Source organism: Arcticibacter tournemirensis, from assembly GCF_006716645.1.
Classification (GTDB): domain Bacteria; phylum Bacteroidota; class Bacteroidia; order Sphingobacteriales; family Sphingobacteriaceae; genus Arcticibacter; species Arcticibacter tournemirensis.
In genome coordinates, this window is the sequence record NZ_VFPL01000001.1 from 2,010,380 (window position 1) to 2,029,829 (window position 19,450).

At 46.2% G+C, this 19,450-nt stretch carries 18 protein-coding genes and 1 tRNA gene; 4 read left to right on the forward strand and 15 right to left on the reverse strand.

Annotation, left to right across the window (positions count from 1 at the left end; translation table 11 throughout):
- Positions 1–13: 13 nt before the first annotated feature.
- The 3 genes from rseP (at position 14) to BDE36_RS08455 (ending at position 2,864) form a co-directional block, all read left to right on the forward strand.
- Positions 14–1,336, forward strand: coding sequence for an RIP metalloprotease RseP (gene rseP, locus BDE36_RS08445; protein ID WP_141814507.1), 1,323 nt, complete (start codon positions 14–16; stop codon positions 1,334–1,336).
- Between the two features lie 135 nt (positions 1,337–1,471).
- Positions 1,472–1,553 (forward strand) — tRNA-Leu (locus tag BDE36_RS08450).
- Between the two features lie 108 nt (positions 1,554–1,661).
- The gene (locus BDE36_RS08455; RefSeq protein ID WP_161987580.1) at positions 1,662–2,864 is read left to right on the forward strand and encodes a site-specific integrase; all 1,203 of its coding nucleotides are present in this window, start codon (positions 1,662–1,664) and stop codon (positions 2,862–2,864) included.
- An 18-nt stretch (positions 2,865–2,882) separates the two neighbouring features.
- Here BDE36_RS08455 and BDE36_RS08460 read toward each other — a convergent pair whose 3' ends face one another.
- The gene (locus tag BDE36_RS08460; RefSeq protein ID WP_141814509.1) at positions 2,883–3,476 is read right to left on the reverse strand and encodes a DUF4468 domain-containing protein; all 594 of its coding nucleotides are present in this window, start codon (positions 3,474–3,476) and stop codon (positions 2,883–2,885) included.
- 33 nt (positions 3,477–3,509) lie between these two features.
- Positions 3,510–6,203 (reverse strand): tape measure protein, encoded by a 2,694-nt coding sequence (locus tag BDE36_RS08465; RefSeq protein WP_141814510.1) that lies wholly within the window; start codon positions 6,201–6,203, stop codon positions 3,510–3,512.
- An 83-nt stretch (positions 6,204–6,286) separates the two neighbouring features.
- Here BDE36_RS08465 and BDE36_RS08470 point away from each other — a divergent pair, with 83 nt between their 5' ends.
- Positions 6,287–6,538 carry a hypothetical protein gene (locus tag BDE36_RS08470; protein WP_141814511.1) on the forward strand — a complete coding sequence of 84 codons (252 nt, stop codon included), beginning with the start codon at positions 6,287–6,289 and terminating at the stop codon, positions 6,536–6,538.
- Here the strand turns inward: BDE36_RS08470 and BDE36_RS08475 are convergent.
- The 13 genes from BDE36_RS08475 to BDE36_RS08535 form a co-directional block, all read right to left on the reverse strand.
- Positions 6,528–6,986: a hypothetical protein gene (locus BDE36_RS08475; RefSeq protein ID WP_141814512.1), complete on the reverse strand. Its 459-nt coding sequence runs from the start codon at positions 6,984–6,986 to the stop codon at positions 6,528–6,530. The two genes, BDE36_RS08470 and BDE36_RS08475, sit on opposite strands and share 11 nt — an antisense overlap.
- A gap of 1 nt (position 6,987) precedes the next feature.
- The gene (locus BDE36_RS08480; RefSeq protein ID WP_141814513.1) at positions 6,988–8,952 is read right to left on the reverse strand and encodes a hypothetical protein; all 1,965 of its coding nucleotides are present in this window, start codon (positions 8,950–8,952) and stop codon (positions 6,988–6,990) included.
- A gap of 18 nt (positions 8,953–8,970) precedes the next feature.
- Positions 8,971–11,853, reverse strand: a complete 2,883-nt coding sequence (locus BDE36_RS08485) for a hypothetical protein (protein ID WP_141814514.1) — start codon at positions 11,851–11,853, stop codon at positions 8,971–8,973.
- Positions 11,846–13,771, reverse strand: a complete 1,926-nt coding sequence (locus BDE36_RS08490; protein WP_141814515.1) for a hypothetical protein — start codon at positions 13,769–13,771, stop codon at positions 11,846–11,848. The genes BDE36_RS08485 and BDE36_RS08490 overlap by 8 nt, the downstream gene beginning before the upstream one ends.
- 6 nt (positions 13,772–13,777) lie before the next feature.
- A complete protein-coding gene (locus tag BDE36_RS08495) occupies positions 13,778–14,287 on the reverse strand; it encodes a hypothetical protein (protein WP_141814516.1) in 510 nt (169 codons plus the stop codon).
- Between the two features lie 101 nt (positions 14,288–14,388).
- The gene (locus BDE36_RS08500) at positions 14,389–15,171 is read right to left on the reverse strand and encodes a hypothetical protein (RefSeq protein WP_141814517.1); all 783 of its coding nucleotides are present in this window, start codon (positions 15,169–15,171) and stop codon (positions 14,389–14,391) included.
- A 25-nt stretch (positions 15,172–15,196) separates the two neighbouring features.
- The gene (locus BDE36_RS08505) at positions 15,197–15,676 is read right to left on the reverse strand and encodes a hypothetical protein (protein WP_141814518.1); all 480 of its coding nucleotides are present in this window, start codon (positions 15,674–15,676) and stop codon (positions 15,197–15,199) included.
- Positions 15,673–15,909 carry a hypothetical protein gene (locus tag BDE36_RS08510; protein WP_141814519.1) on the reverse strand — a complete coding sequence of 79 codons (237 nt, stop codon included), beginning with the start codon at positions 15,907–15,909 and terminating at the stop codon, positions 15,673–15,675. The genes BDE36_RS08505 and BDE36_RS08510 overlap by 4 nt, the downstream gene beginning before the upstream one ends.
- Positions 15,893–16,153: a hypothetical protein gene (locus tag BDE36_RS08515; RefSeq protein ID WP_141814520.1), complete on the reverse strand. Its 261-nt coding sequence runs from the start codon at positions 16,151–16,153 to the stop codon at positions 15,893–15,895. The genes BDE36_RS08510 and BDE36_RS08515 overlap by 17 nt, the downstream gene beginning before the upstream one ends.
- Before the next feature lie 2 nt (positions 16,154–16,155).
- Complete coding sequence (locus tag BDE36_RS08520; RefSeq protein ID WP_141814521.1) at positions 16,156–16,698, reverse strand: D-Ala-D-Ala carboxypeptidase family metallohydrolase; 543 nt, start codon at positions 16,696–16,698, stop codon at positions 16,156–16,158.
- A 17-nt stretch (positions 16,699–16,715) separates the two neighbouring features.
- A complete protein-coding gene (locus tag BDE36_RS08525) occupies positions 16,716–17,693 on the reverse strand; it encodes a DUF6712 family protein (protein ID WP_141814522.1) in 978 nt (325 codons plus the stop codon).
- A complete protein-coding gene (locus BDE36_RS08530) occupies positions 17,680–19,038 on the reverse strand; it encodes an RtcB family protein (protein ID WP_141814523.1) in 1,359 nt (452 codons plus the stop codon). The genes BDE36_RS08525 and BDE36_RS08530 overlap by 14 nt, the downstream gene beginning before the upstream one ends.
- Complete coding sequence (locus BDE36_RS08535) at positions 19,035–19,334, reverse strand: hypothetical protein (protein ID WP_235904276.1); 300 nt, start codon at positions 19,332–19,334, stop codon at positions 19,035–19,037. The genes BDE36_RS08530 and BDE36_RS08535 overlap by 4 nt, the downstream gene beginning before the upstream one ends.
- Positions 19,335–19,450 lie beyond the last annotated feature (116 nt).

Consider the following 19,450-nt stretch of genomic DNA (forward strand, 5'->3'; position numbering starts at 1 on the left):
ATTATTATAGATTATGGATGGATTGGTTATGGCCGGCCAGCTTTTGCTGGGACTTTCAATTTTGATTATACTACATGAACTGGGGCACTTTCTTGCTGCAAGAGCTTTCGGAATAAAAGTAGAAAAGTTTTATCTCTTTTTTGACGCATGGGGCTTTAAGCTCTTTAGCTTTAACTTTAAAGGATGTGAATACGGTATTGGATGGCTGCCATTAGGCGGATATGTGAAAATAGCGGGTATGATTGACGAATCGATGGATACCGAGCAATTATCAGGCCCTCCGCAGCCTTGGGAGTTTCGTTCCAAACCAGCATGGCAGCGTTTGATCGTGATGCTTGGTGGTATCACCGTAAATATTGTGCTTGGTATATTTATTTTCTGGATACTCACCTTTAAGTTAGGAGAAACCTACATTCCGAACGATAAGCTGGTCAACGGAATTGTTCCGGGTAAGATAGGGAAGGCTATAGGGCTGGAAACCGGAGACCGTATTGTTGCGGTTAATGGAGCGCGGATTGAACGTTTTGATGAGATCACCAGTTCGAAAGTGCTGCTCGGCGGTGCAGAATTAACGATAAACCGCGGCAATGAGGTGAAGTCGATCCATGTTCCGGGGAATATTCTTGAACAGGTGGCTGATTTTGGCGTTGGAGAGTTTATTCAGCCCCGTGAAACTCTGAACAGTATCAATCAGGTGCTTCCTCAAAGCAATGCAGGCGCTGCGGGCTTTGAAAAAGGGGACAGTATTTTAACAGTGAACAATAGGCCGATAAAGTTCTTCGACCAGTTTCAGAGCGCATTGCTTGCTCATAAGAGTCATAAGGTGAATGTAAACGTTTGGCGTAAAGGGCAGGTATTAACTCTGACTCCTGTTGTGAACGAAGAGGGTGTGATCGGTATTTCGCTAAACAGGAATATTCCTACTGAAAGTATCAACCATACCTTTATTGAATCTTTGCCCATCGGGGCTTCGAAAGCATGGGGGCTCTTTACAGATAACGCGAAGGGAATAGGGAAAGTTGTTACCGGACAGGTAAAGGCGAATAAGGCGTTTACAGGTCCTGTAGGCATCGCTAATATGTTTGGCGGAACTGTAGACTGGCTTAAATTCTGGACCCTGGTTGGTCTATTATCAATGGCTCTTGCTCTAATGAACCTACTACCTATCCCAGCTTTAGATGGCGGACATGCTTTGTTTTTGCTGGTAGAGATGGTGAAAGGAAAGCCCCTAAGCGATAAGTTTATGGAGCGTGCGCAGATAGTTGGGTTCTGCATTATTGTGGCGCTGATGGTGTTTGTACTGGGCAACGATATTCTAAAATATGTTATAAAATAAGATGGATGGAGCACGCTGCATCGGTTTTCTGTATGTTTCGTGCTCTATCCGGTTGAAGTTCAGTGATGTTCATTTATCTTGAAATTATTGTTGCGAAAGAGGAAGAGTTTAAATACATTTGCATCCCGCGATTAAGCCCAGGTGGCGGAATTGGTAGACGCGTTGGTCTCAAACACCAATGATTTCGATCGTGCCGGTTCGATCCCGGCCCTGGGTACAAGGCTTTGGCAAGCCAATCTTTTCCAAACAGAAAACCGCTTTTACAGCAACGTAAAGGCGGTTTAGTAGCGCTCCCCAGCGATGCATGCTTCAACATTGTTTCAACATGCAAAGCTACTCTGTAAAACTAGTAGTGAACAAAGACCGCGTAAACAAGAAAACAGGTCTTTGCTCACTTTATTTAAAGGTTATTATTAACAGGAAGCCGATCCCGATTCCTATGGGATTAAAATGGCCGTTATCTTTCATCTCGATGGAAAAGGGGTGCATCCTTCCGCGCGAAAAGAAAGACCCTGATTTCCGCGACTATGAGATGATCATCATCTCGGAGCTCAGCAAGATCAACGAAATTTTTAAAATCTACCGCCTCCAGGATAAGCTGCTCACCCCGGAACTGTTTAAAAAGGAATTGAAGAGCTTTTCGCGCAGGAAGAACTTTATTGCCTTCATGTCCCAGCGGATCACCGAAAGGTACAACCTGAAGCAAATCGGTGTACAGACAAAAAAGAATCATCAAAGTACTTTGAATAAGCTCAGCGAGTTTAAGGAATACATAGCGTTTCACGAGATTGATAAGCGCTTCCTGGAGAAATTTGCCGGTTGGCTGAAAACGGAGTACGAAAATGAGGACGCGACCGTCTGGACGCGTATCAAGGATGTCAACACTTATCTTGAAATTGCAGAAGGGGAGGGCATCGGCGTGAACAGCGATTATAAGAAGTATCAGATCAGCTCACCAAAGGGCCGCATCATTTACCTGGAAGATGAGGAGATAGACCGGCTTTTCGTTCTGTTCAATAGCCGTAGGTTGGTGCCTACGCACCACCAGGTGCTGCGAGCGTTTCTATTCAGCTGCTTTACCTCGCTCCGGATCTCCGACATCCGCTTAGCTCAATGGGGTTGGGTAACGATAAACAAGGAAATGCAGTTCGTTCCGTACAAAACCCGCAGCACAAAGAAAGAAGTGATCATCCCGCTCAGCCGCGTGGCCGAGTCGCTGATCGAAAAGAAAACAGGCTTTTTCTTCAGCTTGCCGACCGATCAGGAGATGAACCGGTCGCTCAAAGATCTTGCTGTTCTCGCCGATATAAAAAAAGACCTGACTTTCCACGTAGCACGGCATACGTTCGGAAGCCATTATTACCGTGAGACGAAGGATATTATCAGTTTGCAGAAGATCATGGGGCACTATAAGTTAGATACCACCATGATCTATGTTCATATCAATGAGCAGGATAAGCGCGACGGAATAAAGAAACTTGATGAAGCCTTTATGAGGCATATGCCGGTCAGGAGGTTAGTCGGATAAGATGAATAAAGTTCGTAATTACCAGTTATCGCTGCTCCCTTGTACAGATGCCGTCATTAAGTGTTTCTTTAATGACGTTGCGAGATCATCCTTAAGGATTTTTGCGTTACTTAACATACTCGAACTTATAGACTGTGCAAGTTGTTCACTCTTTTTCTTTGGAACGATGGTTGAAATTTGTTTTAGGTGAAGTTCAAGCCCGAAAGGGTCTGCATTTGGGAGTTCGCAGATAAAATCAGTCATCACCATCCGATATTTGTCATTTTTAAATGAGAAGTCAATAGTAAAACGCTGCAGATATTTTGATTCAACAGGCTGCCCTACCACAACGAACGTGCTCGACTGAGAGGAAGCCGCTTTTACAATTATCTTAAAATCTTCCTTGTTCTCCATTTTTATCGCCGAATTAGCATCTTTAAATTTCATAGCTATCCATTCAAGCGTTTTAGAATATAATTTCTCTTTAGGCATTCCCTGTACGGAGTCAATAACGATATAAGTTATTTTTCCATCTTTAAGAGGCGCATCAGAAGGATCGAAACTAGCATTATATTGTTGTGAATAAGAATGCGTAGTAGAAAAAATAAGGATAAGTATAGTGATTACTCTCATTTGGTTAATCGTTAGAACTCAAATTTAACAATTTTAAGCAGTTGCATTATTACTGATCCGCTTATTTTTCTCATCAGCCTCGTAGAACGTACGCATAGGGAATTCCCACGGTTTATTTTTAAACTCGTCGAACCCAGCGGCGAGCCTTTCAAGTTTCTCTTCAAGACCTTTAGTATCAAACACCGGTATCGTAACAGGATCACTTCCACCGGCAGGATTATTTGCAGCTGAAGGCTCTGAAATGCCCCCGGTACGATAGAACCTCTCCGCCCTGGTAACGCTGTCCGTATTGATACTGATGTTCGCCCCGTTCCTGCGTTGCGAGCTGTAAAGCAGCGCGTCGATCGTTGCTTTGTTATTTCGATACGTGTCTTTACTCAATATCGGTTCGCCACCTTCCATTTCACCGATGATCGCACCTGTCAGCGCATCGACCATTTTAATCCCGCCTTGCGAGTGCGGAGGGCCATCCGGCACACCACTAAACCCGCCTTTAGCATAACGTCCCCTGGTGATTGTTTTGCCGCTGCCTTCTGACGATGACGAGCCTTTACTATCAGAACCTCCCGAAAGTTCCTTCGCGCCCGCAGCCACGATTGTTCCGATCGAAATCGCCGCTCTGATTTTAGCAGCCGTCGACAGGCCTGCAGCGACAGCAGCGCCACCAGGTATTGCTGCATAAGCCGCGTAGTAACCGGCAATTTCCTTTTGCGTATTCATTACGACCTGCGATATGGCGATCGCCTTTTCAGCGATCAATAACGCTTTAAAGGCTGCACCTCTCTGATTAACTAAACCTTTTAACAAGCCAACGCCGTCGGCCATATTTTGCATCGTGGCGTCCTGAATCGCTTTCTCACCTTCAGCCAGTTGTTTACGCTGCTCAACCTCTTTTTTCTTCTGCTCGAGTTTCCGCTGAGATAGCTGCTTTTCGTATTCAAGCGATGACTCCCCGTATGTTTGCGCAAGCAGCTGAAGAGCCAGCAAGCGTTGCGTTTCAAGGTCGTACTCAGCCTGAACATATTGCTCCTCGGTCATTTCGCCGTCGGCATAGGCATTCGTATTGGCCGAACTTTGCTTATCAAACTTCGAATTTGTCTGCCCGATTACACGTCCGTACTGCCCTTTAAGCTGCTTATCGGTTTCATCCTCTTTTTTCTTCTTTTCCTCATCCGTAGCGCGTGTAACCTCGCCGCTTTTTAATGATTCAAGCAGTTTAGCAGAGGTTTCCCTGTTCAGCGCCTTCGCTTTTTGAATAAGAGGATCGTATTTATTCGAAATCTCCGATAACCGCTGATCAAGGCCGTCGAGTCCCTTCGTCTCGAAATCAGCTTTCATTTTCGCGACGGTTTTATCCAGCGCTTCGCCCTCTTTTATAAATTGCTTTTCAAGCTTCTCATGCTCTTTTCTTCGTTTTTCTGCTTCTTCAGCAGCTTTCTTCGAGGCCTCACTTTCTTTTCGCAAAACTTCCTGATGCCGGTCGCTGCTAATGGACTGCCAGCGGTCCTTTATTAGCTTTATCTTATCCGCATACAACTGATAGGTTGCAGAGCCTTCTTTCGTTGTTCGATCGATATCCTTCATTTTCGTAGTTAGCTCTGAATGAAGGTCGATCAACTGCTTGAAATATTTCGAATCGGCGACGCGCTTATCCAAAGTCTCTGATACAGCAGTGAACATCGATCGTTGCAAGCCAGCTCCGCGGGTACCGGCGTATGAGCCAGGTGTGGCGATGGATGCAAGTCGTTCCCAGAAGCCAGTGCCAGGTGCGTTATACTTCGCGGCGATGTTCAGATTTTTGAGATATGCGGTAATACCTCCGATCGCCTGATTCATAATGCTGATCGCTCCGGAGAATACGCCGGTAGTTTCCTCACCGACCGTTTTCAGCATGGTATCCCACGAGTCGCCCAGATTCGAAACCTGACCGCTTAACGTTTCAGAGATTCCGGCCATGGATCCGGTGATTCCTTCCGCTGATCCCAGTTCAGTAATGTAGTTCCTGATGCTGCTCGACGTGAAATCGACCTCCTGAGTAATGCCCTTAAATGTGAAGCGTACTTTGTCACCATCCTTTTCGGCCCTGATACCAAACTCTTTCAGTCGCTCAAATTCGCCTGTCTGCGCATCGATCATCGCCTCGGCGAGCTGGTTAAAATCCTTACCGGTAGAAGCGGATAAGTCGCCCAGCTTGCGCATCTCATCCATCGAAGGCTTAAAGCCCTGATTCGCGAGTTTTACATAAGCATCTGTTAATTCGTCAACCTGAAAAGGTGTTTCTGCTGCAAAAGTCTGGATCTGCTGCATGGCCATTTGAGCAGCACTTTTACTGCCTAACGTAGTCGTCAGAACAGCCTCGAGCTTCTGAAATTTCGCAGTCGTCTCAAAAACCGAAACCCCAAAACTTTTAATCATCCCGATGCCGGCCGTTATCCCAAACCCGCCAACAATGCCCCCCGCAATCTCTTTCCAGTTACCAAGAAAGTTTTTACTTTCTTTATTTGCCCCCTTCATTTCGTCGGTAGCAGCTTTCAAGGCGTTCCGCATCTTGCCTATCGCTTCAGCCTTATCCCGATAAGCCTGCGGGTTGTCGATCGCCCGCATATTCTTGAATTCAGCTTCATACTTACGGATGGAGTCGGTGATCTCCTTCATCGAGGTTTTCGCCTGCTCGCCATTGATCACGAGTTTTACGACGCTTTCGACGTCGGTTCTGGATTTTGCCATGCATTAAAAATCCTGAATGATAAGCAAGCGGGAAAGGACAGGATATATAGAAAAAAGGTATATTCGTTTGTTAATTTAGTTTTATGGAAAACCAACAAATAACAGAGAAATTCAAAATAGAAATCGAAGCTCTATCTATAGCTGAAATTAGCCATAATTACGGGCCCCACGACCCATACGAAATGGTAACGCTTAAATTAGCCAATTCGTTCGGCGTCGAAGTAACCATTAAGTGTCCTGTTCAGCTGTTATATTCTGGGAATAAAATCGATAAAATCATAAACGAAAGGCTTAACCTGATACTTGAAACTATGTCAGAAAACACTACAGGTTAACCCGGTAGGAAGTATAGGTACTCAGGTCATCATGCACATTTGTTACAACAGCATCACCAACCGACTTAGCAAGGATTTCTCGCAGTCTATATATCTCTGCCATCTTCGGCTTATTAAACCACCGCTTCGCCCCTCTGTGAATGTAGTTAAGTTTCGCCCCGTATGATTTCACCGCGACCTGGTTACCCTTATTCATATAGCGTTCATACGCTTTCAGTCCGCGCCCGACTCCCATATCCCTAAAACGGCCGTGCATGGCGAAGGTGATCAGCACCGCATCCACGTCCCCATTTTTCAGCTGCAGCTGCCTGGTAAAAGATTTCATCAGCGCGCCGGTCTTGCCGATCTTCTTTTGCTTTAGTACTTTCTGAAAGCGGTCGATGGTGATCCTCGCCCAGGCGTCAACTTCCTTCTGTACGTTAATAGGTCTTTTATTCGGAGCTGCCATATCAATACACTATCCAATAAATGCAAGCATCGTTCAGGTTAGCAACCTGAGCATAATAATAATTGGCGATACTGTCGTATATAAAATTAAACTGCTTTCCGAGTGCCTGGACATACTTCGGGCTCCCTTTCCTTATCCGCAACTCGGTATACGTTTGCGTGCCTGTACTCGAATGTCCAACCCTCACAGTACTCACTAAGCCCCCGTTTCCTCCAGCTCCCCATGGATCCGTAGGCGACTTGATCGGCTGCACCGTCCATTGTAACCCCTTTGCGACCGGTACCTCAATCTCGATCTGATCAAAACCAGTTTGGTCCGGGTCCCAATATGCGCGAAATCTGGGAGGTACAAACTCATCAACATGATCCGATCTTTTAACTGTAACCGGCGTTTTCCTTTCGAAGTACGCCGATTGCCCTTCAATTTTGACAGATATGAGCTGCTCCGTTTTACCGAGATCATACTGGAGCCTTTTTATAACCAGCTCATGCCATACCCCGAGATGATGAAACCCAATCTTCCGGGTGTTACGAATCCTTGCCAGTATCGTTTTAGGAAGAGATGCGGTTACCATTACCAGTTTCGAGTCGTTCAGAAACTGGTACCAAAGCGCATCAGATGGTTTTAGGTCTACAGGTTCAGATATTGGTAAATCAGATAACTCGTCGCCTGCGATGCCTTTATATCTTATTAGCCTAAGCGGCCAGTTATTGCGGCCGGACGGATCACCGTCTTTCGTCTGAAAATCTTCAGTGTAAGGATCGCCGTCGCCGACCTCGCGCCGGTAGTTACCCACCTTCATCACGTACTGCAGCGCCTGGCATACGCCCAATTCTTCACCAGGGAAATCTGGATCAACAAGCGACGTAATAGGATAGAACTTCAAAGTCGTGCAAGACATTTCAACCTTTGTCGCGCCATCTCCCACGGTAATGGTATACGTAGGAAGTTTCTCCTTTACTCCTTCACTAACCTCAATATCGTATGCTGCATCCTGCGAGTCAGGCTTTAGCGTTATAGTATAGCCTTTCTGATCAGGAGGATCAATCTCGCTTACCGCAGAAAGGTAGTCGGTAATATCTTCCACATCCTGCGAGTTAAGGATATCCTGAAAACGCGCGACGGTAACCCGCTTGCTTGCCAGATCCACGTCGAAACAAAGCCGGCCGAAACGCTCCCTGATCTGCTTTATGAAATCGCTGACCGTCATATTCGGCATGTAGAAAAAGCAGGGTTGAATCTCTTTGTCGAGAATAGCCTTCCTGGTATAGATGCAAACATTACGTACCTCCGGATCGGAGAAAAACGAACCCTCCGGTTCCATACCCATGAAGTTGATCAACTGCTTCAGCACGTAGGTGAGTTTCCAGAACGGGCTCTCCGCTGTTCTGAAACCGAAAACGTTATCCTCCGAGTATGTATAAAACCGGTGACCAGATGCTTTCCAATAGTTCACGTTATTATAGCTCAGCCCCGGGTCAGAATTATGCAGCCGCGTGTTGCGCAGGTCAAAAAAGATATAAGGATAGGCGTCCGGATTCTGCGCGGTGTTTTTCATGTGATTGTCGAGTGCGTCGAGCGTGTTTCCGAACTGGATCCCGTCCATCGTCTGAATTTCCGGCAGCCTGGTTGATTTTATCCGATCCGCTACCGCCCCGATATTCACCTTCAGCTCAACCTCGTACCCTTCGCTCGTTGTTGAATACCGGCACACGCCATTAAAAAAATGCACTCCCGAATCGTACACCTGGATATCAAACTCATACGCCTCGACCGGTGCGTCGATCCTATGCCCGCCATTAAAAAACGCCTTATTTGCAGGCGAAAACGGAGCGTTTACGCTGTACACCGTCTCCTGCACAAACTTGTCGGAATCGTTAAAAAGCGGATTCTCCCGCACTACAGGAATTGTAGTATCGGGAGCGAGCTCCATTTGGAGGTTGGAGGGGTTGAGGATGGTGAGCATGGAGTAGTAGTTTTGATGTTAAATTAATTTAAAGAACCCGGCATAATCACAATACCCTCTCTTGTTAATTCCATTTTTAACGAAAACCCCAGAATCAAGGCATAATGTATCTCCTGATACTGCCGTTAAGCCTAGATAAGTAGCGTCTATATACCCGCTTACCCTTACTGCCCCAGAACCGTTTACCGGTATATCAACAAGCGCAATACCTACGAAAGTGTTAATATTATCGCCTAACATAAATACCGAAGCAGCGCCGGATACTATTTTTACCGGAGAGAACTTTACGATTGTAGCAGATGTGAAGTTGTTTGCAAAATAAACCTCGTTAGAGAACTCAGGGAAACTATATAGTCCTGTACTTAACCACGGGACTACCGTATTTCCGCTTCCATTTAGTTCCCATGTCTGACTAGTAGATGTATTGTTTATTTTTGCTCTCCCATTAAGAGTACAATTCTTTAATGATACTTTATTTTTTGTCATATTATTCCAAGATCCATCGAGGACGAAAGAGAACCCATCAGTGTTTCTAGTAATAAACTTACAATCTTCTATATCTATTAAAAGAGGCTTAGGCATTACATTTGTTTCGTGTAGCGACCACCCACGTTTTCCGACAAAAGTACATCTCCTAAATTTGCTTGTCTTTCCAGACGGATTGCCAGATATATAACCACCAGTTCCTGTCCACAATATATTTGGATCGTTCCCAAGATGTTCCAGGTATACATTATCCATTTCAAGGTGGTTTTCAACAAACGGCACACTACTTACGACACCATTGGAAATTATTACATTTCCATCGTCGTGCATTACGTAGCGACAATTTTGTGCTATACACTTAATATTACTAAGTCTGTTGCTTCCCATTAGGTTTAGCGGAGAGATAGCCTGATATTTTGCCTGTGTCATCCTCGCATCACCGTATGTATACTTGCAATTAAGTATTGTTCCCTCATACCCGTGTAAATTTACATACGGAGCCAACTCCAAACCCCTTTTAAAAGGTGTTTGATCGACGATATTGTCGTAATCAAACATTGTTGTAAGATCATACGTCCCAGAATCCACTATTACGTCGTACCCTATTTCGGATGTGCCATCAAGAAAACTGTGCATAGCAGTAACAAGATTAGTATATTTCTCGCCGTAAGTTCCCAAAGTAAGCCCGCACTTGATGGTAATATTCTTGTTTCTGGTTTGGTTAAATCTTTCAATTGCAGCAGAGCTAGTTGCAAGATCCTTCGGTGATATTTCTAGCTTTTCTAATGTAATTATTACATCTGTTGCTGTGGTAGATGCCTTTCCCTGTATATAGTTGAATATTTTACTAGAGTTGTTACTATCGAATGCCGTGATTGTTTTTTTGTACAGGTAAAGATTATTGCCTAATGTGGTGAAGCTTGCATTGAAATGGAGCGAAGGGCTTACGTTGCATTTAAATGTTGCTTCGATATAAATATCCTTTCCATTTAAATACAACTGATTCGCGCCCAATAGGAATCCAACAAAGCAGGTATTATCCATAACGGTTCCATTCGGTATTTTTAACCCCCTGTATACTTTTTGCCCATAAGCGGCAAATTTAGCCAGTGCGTCGTAATCAGATTTCCTTATTTCTACATTCCTAAACGTAGAAGGGTTTTGTATAAGCGAGTTGGCAATCTCTGCTGAAAACTGCTTAGAGAACTGTTGATTAATAAGCTGATTGGAGCTATGTTTTAAACTTACGCTTTGTAAAACAGCCGTTAAATCCTGATCGGCAGTTGCAACTCCAAACCTACTTACTAAGCCTAAAGCGACCAACACTTCACCTGCCTCAAATACTACAGTATATGCAATTTTGTTGCCTGTAACGGTAGACGAAAGCGTTAAGTTAGTGTTTCTAAGGTTTGAACTTAAATTAAGTTGATGTGAAAGAGATATGGTGCTGGAAAATTCATACTCTAGCATAAAGGAGTAAATCCCTGCCTCTATTGCTTTGTTGATATATGGTATTACGTTTTCAAAAGCTGACCTTAAATAACTCCCAGAAACAGAAGTAGTACCGGTAGCTACTGAATATACCCTATTTACAGTATCCAACGAGATCCCATCTTTCGGGTTTAGAATACTTAAGTTATTTGTAGGATAGTAGGCCTCAAAGGGATATGCTTTCGTTTTTTCAAAAAGGAACTGCTCCCGTAATTGCTGATTTATGCGGGAATTATCCAGGTGATATAATGCGATGTAGTTCACATACACTTTCAAATCCTGTGTTGCTGGGTTGACGGTGAACCTACTTAAAAGGCTTAACTTAGTCAATATTTCCCCTTCATTAAAGACTAGTTCATACGTAATCTTCTTATCACCGACTAAAGAAGCTGGAATATCGATGTTTGTATTTCTTAAATTTGAAACAATATTGAGTTGGTGATAGAAAGGCAGCGTGAGGGTAGTAAATTGATATTCGAGTCTAAATGTCCGTATTCCTGTTAAAATGGCATCATTTAATATTGAAGCTATATTATCAAAACTGGATTTAAGGTAAGTTGAATTAACGCCAGATGTGCCATTAGCGACCGAATATATCCTTTTTATTGCCTCAAGTGATATTCCCGATTTCGAATCCTGTATACTTAAGTTGTTTGTAGGGTAATATGACTCTAAAATAAATGACCGAATCTGCTCTACTAGATTCTCATCATCATACCCTCTTGTCCACCAGTGCGTAACATAATTGCCATCAGTGCCGATCTCACAAAACTTCCCCTCTCTGAAGTTTTTTCCGTTTTCGTCGACGAGATTCGGTATCGCCAAACAAGCCGCTTCTCTCGTCGGATATGGACCGCGGAGCTTATCAATATTCCCTCCGTTTAGGAATAAAATAGGATTGGTGAATTCGTTAACGTCAGCCATTTTTAAGCGTAATGATGTGTTCGTGATTATATGAGTATGAAAGCGCATTTTGAAGCGCGAGAATTTTATAAGGAGATTCGTCGATCATCAGGGTACCGACCTGCGCGTATGAAAGCGTTAAGCTTTCTCCTGATTGAACGTCATGAATCGAGTGTACTGATTTGGTCGAGGGAATCGCCAGTATAATAATTCTGTTCAATCCCGTATTTATGGTTAACTCGTAAGTGCTTTCGCTTACGGATGATGGCAACGCTTTTACTGCTTCCTCATCCCCCGGCACCGCATTCGCAGGCCCGTAGTATACCGGCAGAATCTTCGGAGGATCGACAAACTGCTCGGCCTCATCGGTTGTACGCTCAGTGTACGCGTCATCCGATATCAGGTACTTATATTCCAGCGACTGCGCGTACAAGTATTCACCGTCTTTCATTTCGGTGAGCATTTTTGATGTAATCGATATCGGCAGCATCCTGCCTTTATTATATCGGTACTTCTTAGATGCCGTCAGGAAATCGCGGAGCTGGATCAGGTCTGGCTTATTGATCCATCCTGTGGGCACCTTGAAACTATCCTGCATCTTGATATCGAAAACGACCGTATCGCCAGAAGGCAAGCCGTATCCGGATTTTAGCGGCCGCTGAGCTTCTGAAGAATTAAGCTCCTGCTTCATTTCTGCCTTACCGAACGTCGAAAGCGTTTCAATTCCGCCCCAACTCCCTAAGTAAAGGAAGTAGCGAACAGACAGCTGAACGGAGTAGTCGACATTATAAGTGTACACCTGCGATATATTACTACCGGCGGCATTTTCAAGCCAAACCTCATACCTCAATACGGTTATTCCTGGATGATCTGTTTTATTAAAAATCTGATCGAATCGCATATTAAATGCGTACTTACGATACTGAAGGCAATCGAAAACGACCGTTTTTAAAATCGGTTCCGGATCGTTGGCGGTATAGAAGTTAATCTTCAGCTTCGCGCCTAAAGCTTCAGCACGCGAGTTCAGAAAATAGATAAACTGCGGTTGAGCGGGTAGCGTGCTGATCGTTGCTGATCCTTGTTTCAAAAACCGGTCTGCCGATGGCAGTCCTGGTTGCAATACCGATTCCAGCGTATTCTCCACCGCGCCCACATAACTGAACTTTCCAAAAATTGCCGTGTACGTTGGCGACTGGCTGATCCCCTGATAGGTAACCGGATCGCCCCAGCTTTCCGCGTAGCGGAAGTAGTATCTCCGGCAGGTATTAGTACAAAGCAGTGGGTTGGTGCTGTTAAATTCAGGCATGTCGAATCCCGCGTTTTCGATGTACGAATGCAGAAGATCGGAAAGGTCGATGTCTGCGATGTTACCGAGTCCGTTCGGATTAACCGGCAACCGTCCGCTATAGATCTGTTCGAAGCCGGAATAATTCGATTTTTCGCACCATAGCTCGAAGTAAATGGCAAAGTTATGGCGGTATACATCCGTAATGCCAGGTGTGATGTTGTCAACCGTATACTCTTCGCCTGCTCCCTGATATTCGAAATCGTAGCCGTAGCGGGCATTTTTTGCAATAAATTTCAAGCGCGAGCCAGCACCTGAATTAGATATTTCAGCGGTGATATCGAAATCGCGCGAAAGGGTGAAGTTTGCCTGAAAATAGGGTAAGATCAATGCAGCGTAGTCAGCGCCAGCTAAGCCGCCATTAAAGGGAAACTGCGTACCCGACCCGTCTGGAAATTGATCGGCCTGCATTATTATTTCTACGCCTCCATATTTAATATGGATGGTGTAAGGAATAACGGTAGGGAAAAACTCGATGATGTTTACAGACTTTACCCCCGCCTCCTGCAGCTTGTTATTCGTTTGCAGTCTTACCGGAATAAAGTTCCCGGAAAACGCAATCGCAGGGGGGGCTTGTAATATAGTAACGGCCATCGATCCTTATTTGTCATGCCAAATTGCGGAATCGACCGAAAAACCGAAAGGACATACAAACCGGAAGCTGAACTGATAGCCAAAAAATAAGGTGTCGACGCTGATCGGACTGTACTCCACTTCCTCTATCCGGAAGTAAACGTTTTTGCCTGGAACAATGGCGTTCCGGCTGCTGTCGTGACTCATGCGCGCGAGAATCTCAATACCGATTCGCTTGCACTGGTCGCGCGACTGTCTCAGCTCCTCCGTAGTGTTTGCCTTGCCGATTACCGAGAACACGCATTTTATTGTGTCGGTATAGTTAGTCGTAGCATTCTTGTCGAGTTCGCCGTCGGATGTTTCCAAAAGCAGTGCCGGCAAAGTCAGTCGGTTGCGGATTGCAAGGTCAATCTCCTCCATATTGTATGGATCTTCGATGTAGAAAAACGAATAGCGGCCCTGATCAGGATCGTGCCCTATGGCAATGCTCTGTTTTGCCAGATTCTCAAAATAGCTAATGTATTGCGCTTCAGACATCGTATTTACTGTTTTTGATTTCAAAGAATAATACCGCCATCGCGATTCCGAATACCACGCCTCCGGAGAAGGCAAAAATTTCGATGTAGTCGTATGCCATATTAATTCGTTTTCAGTTTAGCGATCTCTTCAGCATTCGTAACCAGGTGCTGCAGGAAGTCGTAAAGGAACGCCCTTTCGGTTTCCGACTTCGTTCCGAACTTTCCGTTTGCCCCGGCAACTGCGAGGATCACTTTATTATAGTCGAATATCTCGTCGGGCTTTGTGCCGCCTTCAGAGGGTAGTTTGTCGAGAAAGTTAACCCTGATAAAATTCCTGCATCCTTCGTAGTTTAAAAGAATGGCGTGCCGGTACCGCTTGCTTAACGTACTCATCCGCTTTGCCCGTTTCCGGATACTGATATCAGATAGTTCTTCGCGGATATCGCGCTCAGCTGTGCCTTTTCTCAGCGGCCTGTAGAGCGTGGCGATCAGCATATCAAGCGCTTTCTCGTCGTTCCGCTTTACGTAGGCCTGGTAATACAATTCCGTGCGGCTGTACTCGCCGATGGTGATATTCTGAAGCCGATGCTCCGGTCCGTAGTACCAGCGGAAGCGACGGCGAATCCGGGGGATAACCCATTGCGTTAATGTATTGTGTCCGAACAGGAAGCGAAGCGTAGGAGCGAGCTGCACCTTCTGTGCTTCCGGCACCGAGAAGAACAGCTTCACCGGCATCCTGTAAAAGACGATCATTGCCAGTCGCGCGGCATCGCCAAAGCTCAGTCGCTTCAGCGTGATCGCCGCCCACGTTACCAGCTGCTTCTCATTCACCTCATTCCAGGTTGAAGGAGCATAAAACTTGTACGGCTTGCCGGATGGCTTGATCGCGATGACGGTGTTCATCTAGTTGTGAGTTGCGGGTTCTGGATTATTCTACAATAGAGCGGATTCTTATAAGATACAGAGCTGCGAACAGCATTCCGCAGAACCAACCGGCACCGCAGAGCACCCACACATACCATGGAACGCGCGAAACATATTTTACGATCTGATGTTCCGTTAGCTGCTTTTTAAGCCGGTCGATCACCTGGTTACGCGCCTTAATCTCCCTGATCAGGCTGTCGGCCACGCATTCAACCTCCGTGCCGCCGTCTCTCGCCTTGAACCGCAGGTGAACGTGTCCGCTCGACTTGCTCCCGCTTGCGCCTGCAGGGATATAAACCTTTACCTGTTCGCCGGGCACCGTGTCGTAGATCGTAGTATCGCGATACTCTACAGTAGTACGCTCGATGATACTATCCTTTGTAAAAGTCTGCGGGGGAAACTTCCGGTTACAGGCTCTTTCGGTCACGCACGAAGCATATAATAAGCTGGTAGCGGCGATCGCTACAATGGCAATTCGTTTCATTTGTCCTTATTTAAAAACTGTAAAACATTCTGTGTAGTAATAATCCCGGTGATCAGGAGGAAGGCCGCGAGCAGCGAGTAATGCACGTTCAGCATCAGGCCAGTTGTTATCTTACCCGCGAGAACGATGTACGCATCGATCATCACCAGGAAGAAAGCCGTCAGCCGCCGGTACGATGCCGTGCCGTCATTATCCTGAAAAGAGGGGCGGAGCCAGTTAATTAACTTTAGCATTGCGCCTCCTTTCCTTCCAAACCGCATACCTGCGGCTAAACGAATCGTATATATCAATAAACTTCAGGATGACCGTCAGCGCCGCTACTATAGCTCCGCACCAAACGCCGGAAGCTGCAACCAGCTTTAACACATTCTCATCAATCATCACATTCTGAACTTGCAGCATTATCCAGCTCAACACTCCGGATATCATGCCAATGGCGGGCTTCTCTGTTAAAAACATCTTTGCTTCGTGTATCATGATTAAGCCACTTGACGTTTTGGATAAACGAGGGCCTTGTACCTCGACTCGGTGTAAGGTTCATAAACCTTCTTTGCCCCCGGCGTTCCTGAAGGCACAACTTTACCCGCTTTGCTATGATACATAAATGTAATCTGCTTTCGGTTGCCGGTTGCCTTTAAGGAGCAATGCACCCAGGCTATTTGCCCGTTTACAATTCCTTCGACGATCAGCTGATCGAATACCAGGTTATCGCGGACAAACTCGAAAATTTGTGCATTGGAAGGTGACCCGTAAACGTCGCCGTCCATGTCGATCGCTTCGCCCAGGCAATGCTGCGAAGTCTTAGAGCCGCCGATAGCAATGTTTAGTGCAGCCGACCGGAAGAAGCTCGTTACTTTTATAGGCAGGGCAAAGTGTTCCCTCACCTTTTCGAAGATGTTGAGCGCCACGTGCTTCATCCGGCTGATCGTCGCCGCATCCGGAACATTTACAATGCCCCTGGCCTTTGCCGTCGGACTGCTCGTCGCTTCCCCCCAGCTGATGTGTTTTGAAATATTCTCCATTGTTCATTTTTGAGCATTTATAAAAAATAGACCGCGCCATCGGTCGACTCGTTCACCTGGTTCAGTACGGCCATGGTACTCGGCGTATAAGTATTATACTCCGTGGTGTGCTTATTCAGCCATAGCCGCAGCCGTTCAAGGTCGGATTCGCCGTCGGTAACGAGTTTGTTCATCGTTACCTGCATCCGCTGTATTTCGGCGGGACTGCGGTTCTCGACGTTACCCGAAATACCACCTACCGTTTCCGATCGCACATACGATCCGGTACCGTCAAAACTTACAAGCCGGTAGGGGATTGCTTCAGCGATCGCTATAGAACCCACGGCCTTGCGGATCATCCGCAGAAGTTCCTTATCAAGCTCGGTCAACGACTTGTTTCTGATCTTTGTCCGCAACTGCCCGTCGAGATCATCGCCCAAAACAGTTACTATATAGTCGTCCTCCACTTTGCTGATGATGCTTTTAATCGAGGCGAACAGCGTCGGGTTTACCGGCAGTTTCTGCGGGAATTCACGCGAAGAGTTAATAAACCGGCTGCGGTTTTCGATATGCTCATCGGAGGCCGCATAAACAGGGAAGTCCGAGATATGCTCTTCGAGGAAGTCGACAGCCAGTTCGATCGCGTCGTAACCGGCCGACATAGACTGCTCGCGTAGAGCCATCACCTTTTTGTCGGATGCAGGTGCCTTACTATCGCTTTTCCGAACAAACAAGCCCGAATCATCAATACTCACTGCCCCGAAATTGGCATACTCAGCGATCGCGAAGTTGACCGAAGCTTTCTGCAAAGCCAGAAGCAGTGTTTCAGCATTCGAGCCAACTACGATAGTAGGCTTTGCCGCTACCGTCGCGTTAAATTGCGCCCGGCCGACGGCAGGAATAATATACTTCGTTTCCGCATCGGCAAGGAACGACTGTATGCTCGGCACACTAAGCTGCTTTGTGATGCTGCTGTTATGCTTCTTAAGTTCGATATCGTTATCAATTAGCGCCATTGCCTTCGGATTTAGTTACAGGGTTGGTTACTTTGCTCGTAGTGCCTTTATCGAGTGTTTCGAGTTCTACTTCGAGAATTTTAAAGCGAAGGTTTGGAAACCTAGAAGTCCATCCGTTAAACTCAGCAACGAAGTACAGCGGTTCGAGCAGCACTTCGCGGTAGGGCTGAAGGATGGCGACGAAGATATTAAAGGCGATCCGCTTGTCAGATCCGGAGCCGCCGCCAGCGCCCGTCTTTCCCGGGCCGTCGCCTACCAATGTCGGGTCGGTACCCAGCGCCCGCATTCCGTGCTGACTGGCTTCGTGCGAATCTTCCAGGTGCTCGCCGTCCTTTATGTTGTCGCTGATGCGTTCAAGCTTCCATCCCTGAATTTCTTTGTTATTCTGATCTAAACCAGCCTCGGTAAGGATCAGCTTCCCGGTATTATCTACTCCGGTGATGGATTTCTCAATCTCGGCAACCTTTTTCTTTTTTATTTCGAGGCGCTCTTCCGGGCTTTTTTTCTCCCAATCCTTATAAGCAGCAGGCCAATAGTTCACCGGGATGGTAAGAATCCATTTTGCCGAAAGGATTTTCTTCAGGAGCGACTCCTTCATCCGCTCGATCAGCCGCTTAATCTCATACCATTTTGAGAAAACGAACGGATGCCACGGTGCCATCTGGTAATAGGCGTTGCCTGGCATAGGGTAGCTGATAGGATAGACGAAACGTTTTAAGGATTTTTTCTCCTTAACCTTCTCAAGCAGCATCGGGTTGTACGGATCAACCACATCAAACGTATTACAATTCTCGTCTGTTGGTTTTGCATCCGGCCAGCTAGGCGATACATAACATTTTGTTGTAGTACCCGTTTTGTCCTGCTTATTCCATCGGCACCAGTCTGCTGAATGTACCCCGAGATAAGCGATCTTATCAAGCCCATTGCTTTTAATCATGTCCGGAAACACGTTCGCAAACCACACGAAGTCAACCGCCGCCTCCCGCCAATAGCGCTTAAAGGAACGATGATGCAGGAAGTCGTTTATTTCAGGATCATTGATCCGTTCGGTATCGAAATCTTTCTTTTCCTCATTATATACCAGGTTAACGGCGATTACCTCGCGGCCTTGCAGTACCCGGCCTTTCCAGTCCAGGAGCGGCGGAAGCTCCGTGTCGGCCTTCACGCGTTTTATAATTTCCTGCGGATCGTCGTTGTTGTCGCCCCAGTAGGCGATATCGTCGCCTGAATCTGTTTTCTCAGGCTTCGGAGACACAGGTTGAGTAATAGGATCATAGGTGAGGGCCGATACGATAATGCCATGCTCGCCCATCATCATCAGGTCCGGTGATATCTGCTCGCTCATTGCGCCACCTTCCTTCCATTAAACTGCGTTACCAGCAGCGGGTGAATCTTAATGATCCGGTCGCCATCGATAGAGCGGATATTCCGCGTGTAGTTTGCCGCGTGGTTCGGATTACGCACCTTGTCGGCCTTCGAAGGTCCTCCGACGTAAACTGCCTGTTCAAGCGTGATCTTTTCCCCGCCTGTGTTCAGCTTCAGATTGCACGTAACGAAGGTGATCGTGAACGGAATGTATTCTCCCTCGTGATCTCGCCTGGACATTTGGTATAACATGTCTGTAACCCTGATTATTTCCATTATCTCAAAAATCCAGCTTCGCGCCCGCGTGCGAAAGGACAGGGAAAAGGAGGCTGATTTTTGCGGCAAAGGGAAAGGGGAAACCGTCGCATTTCATGGCAACCAAAATTTTCATA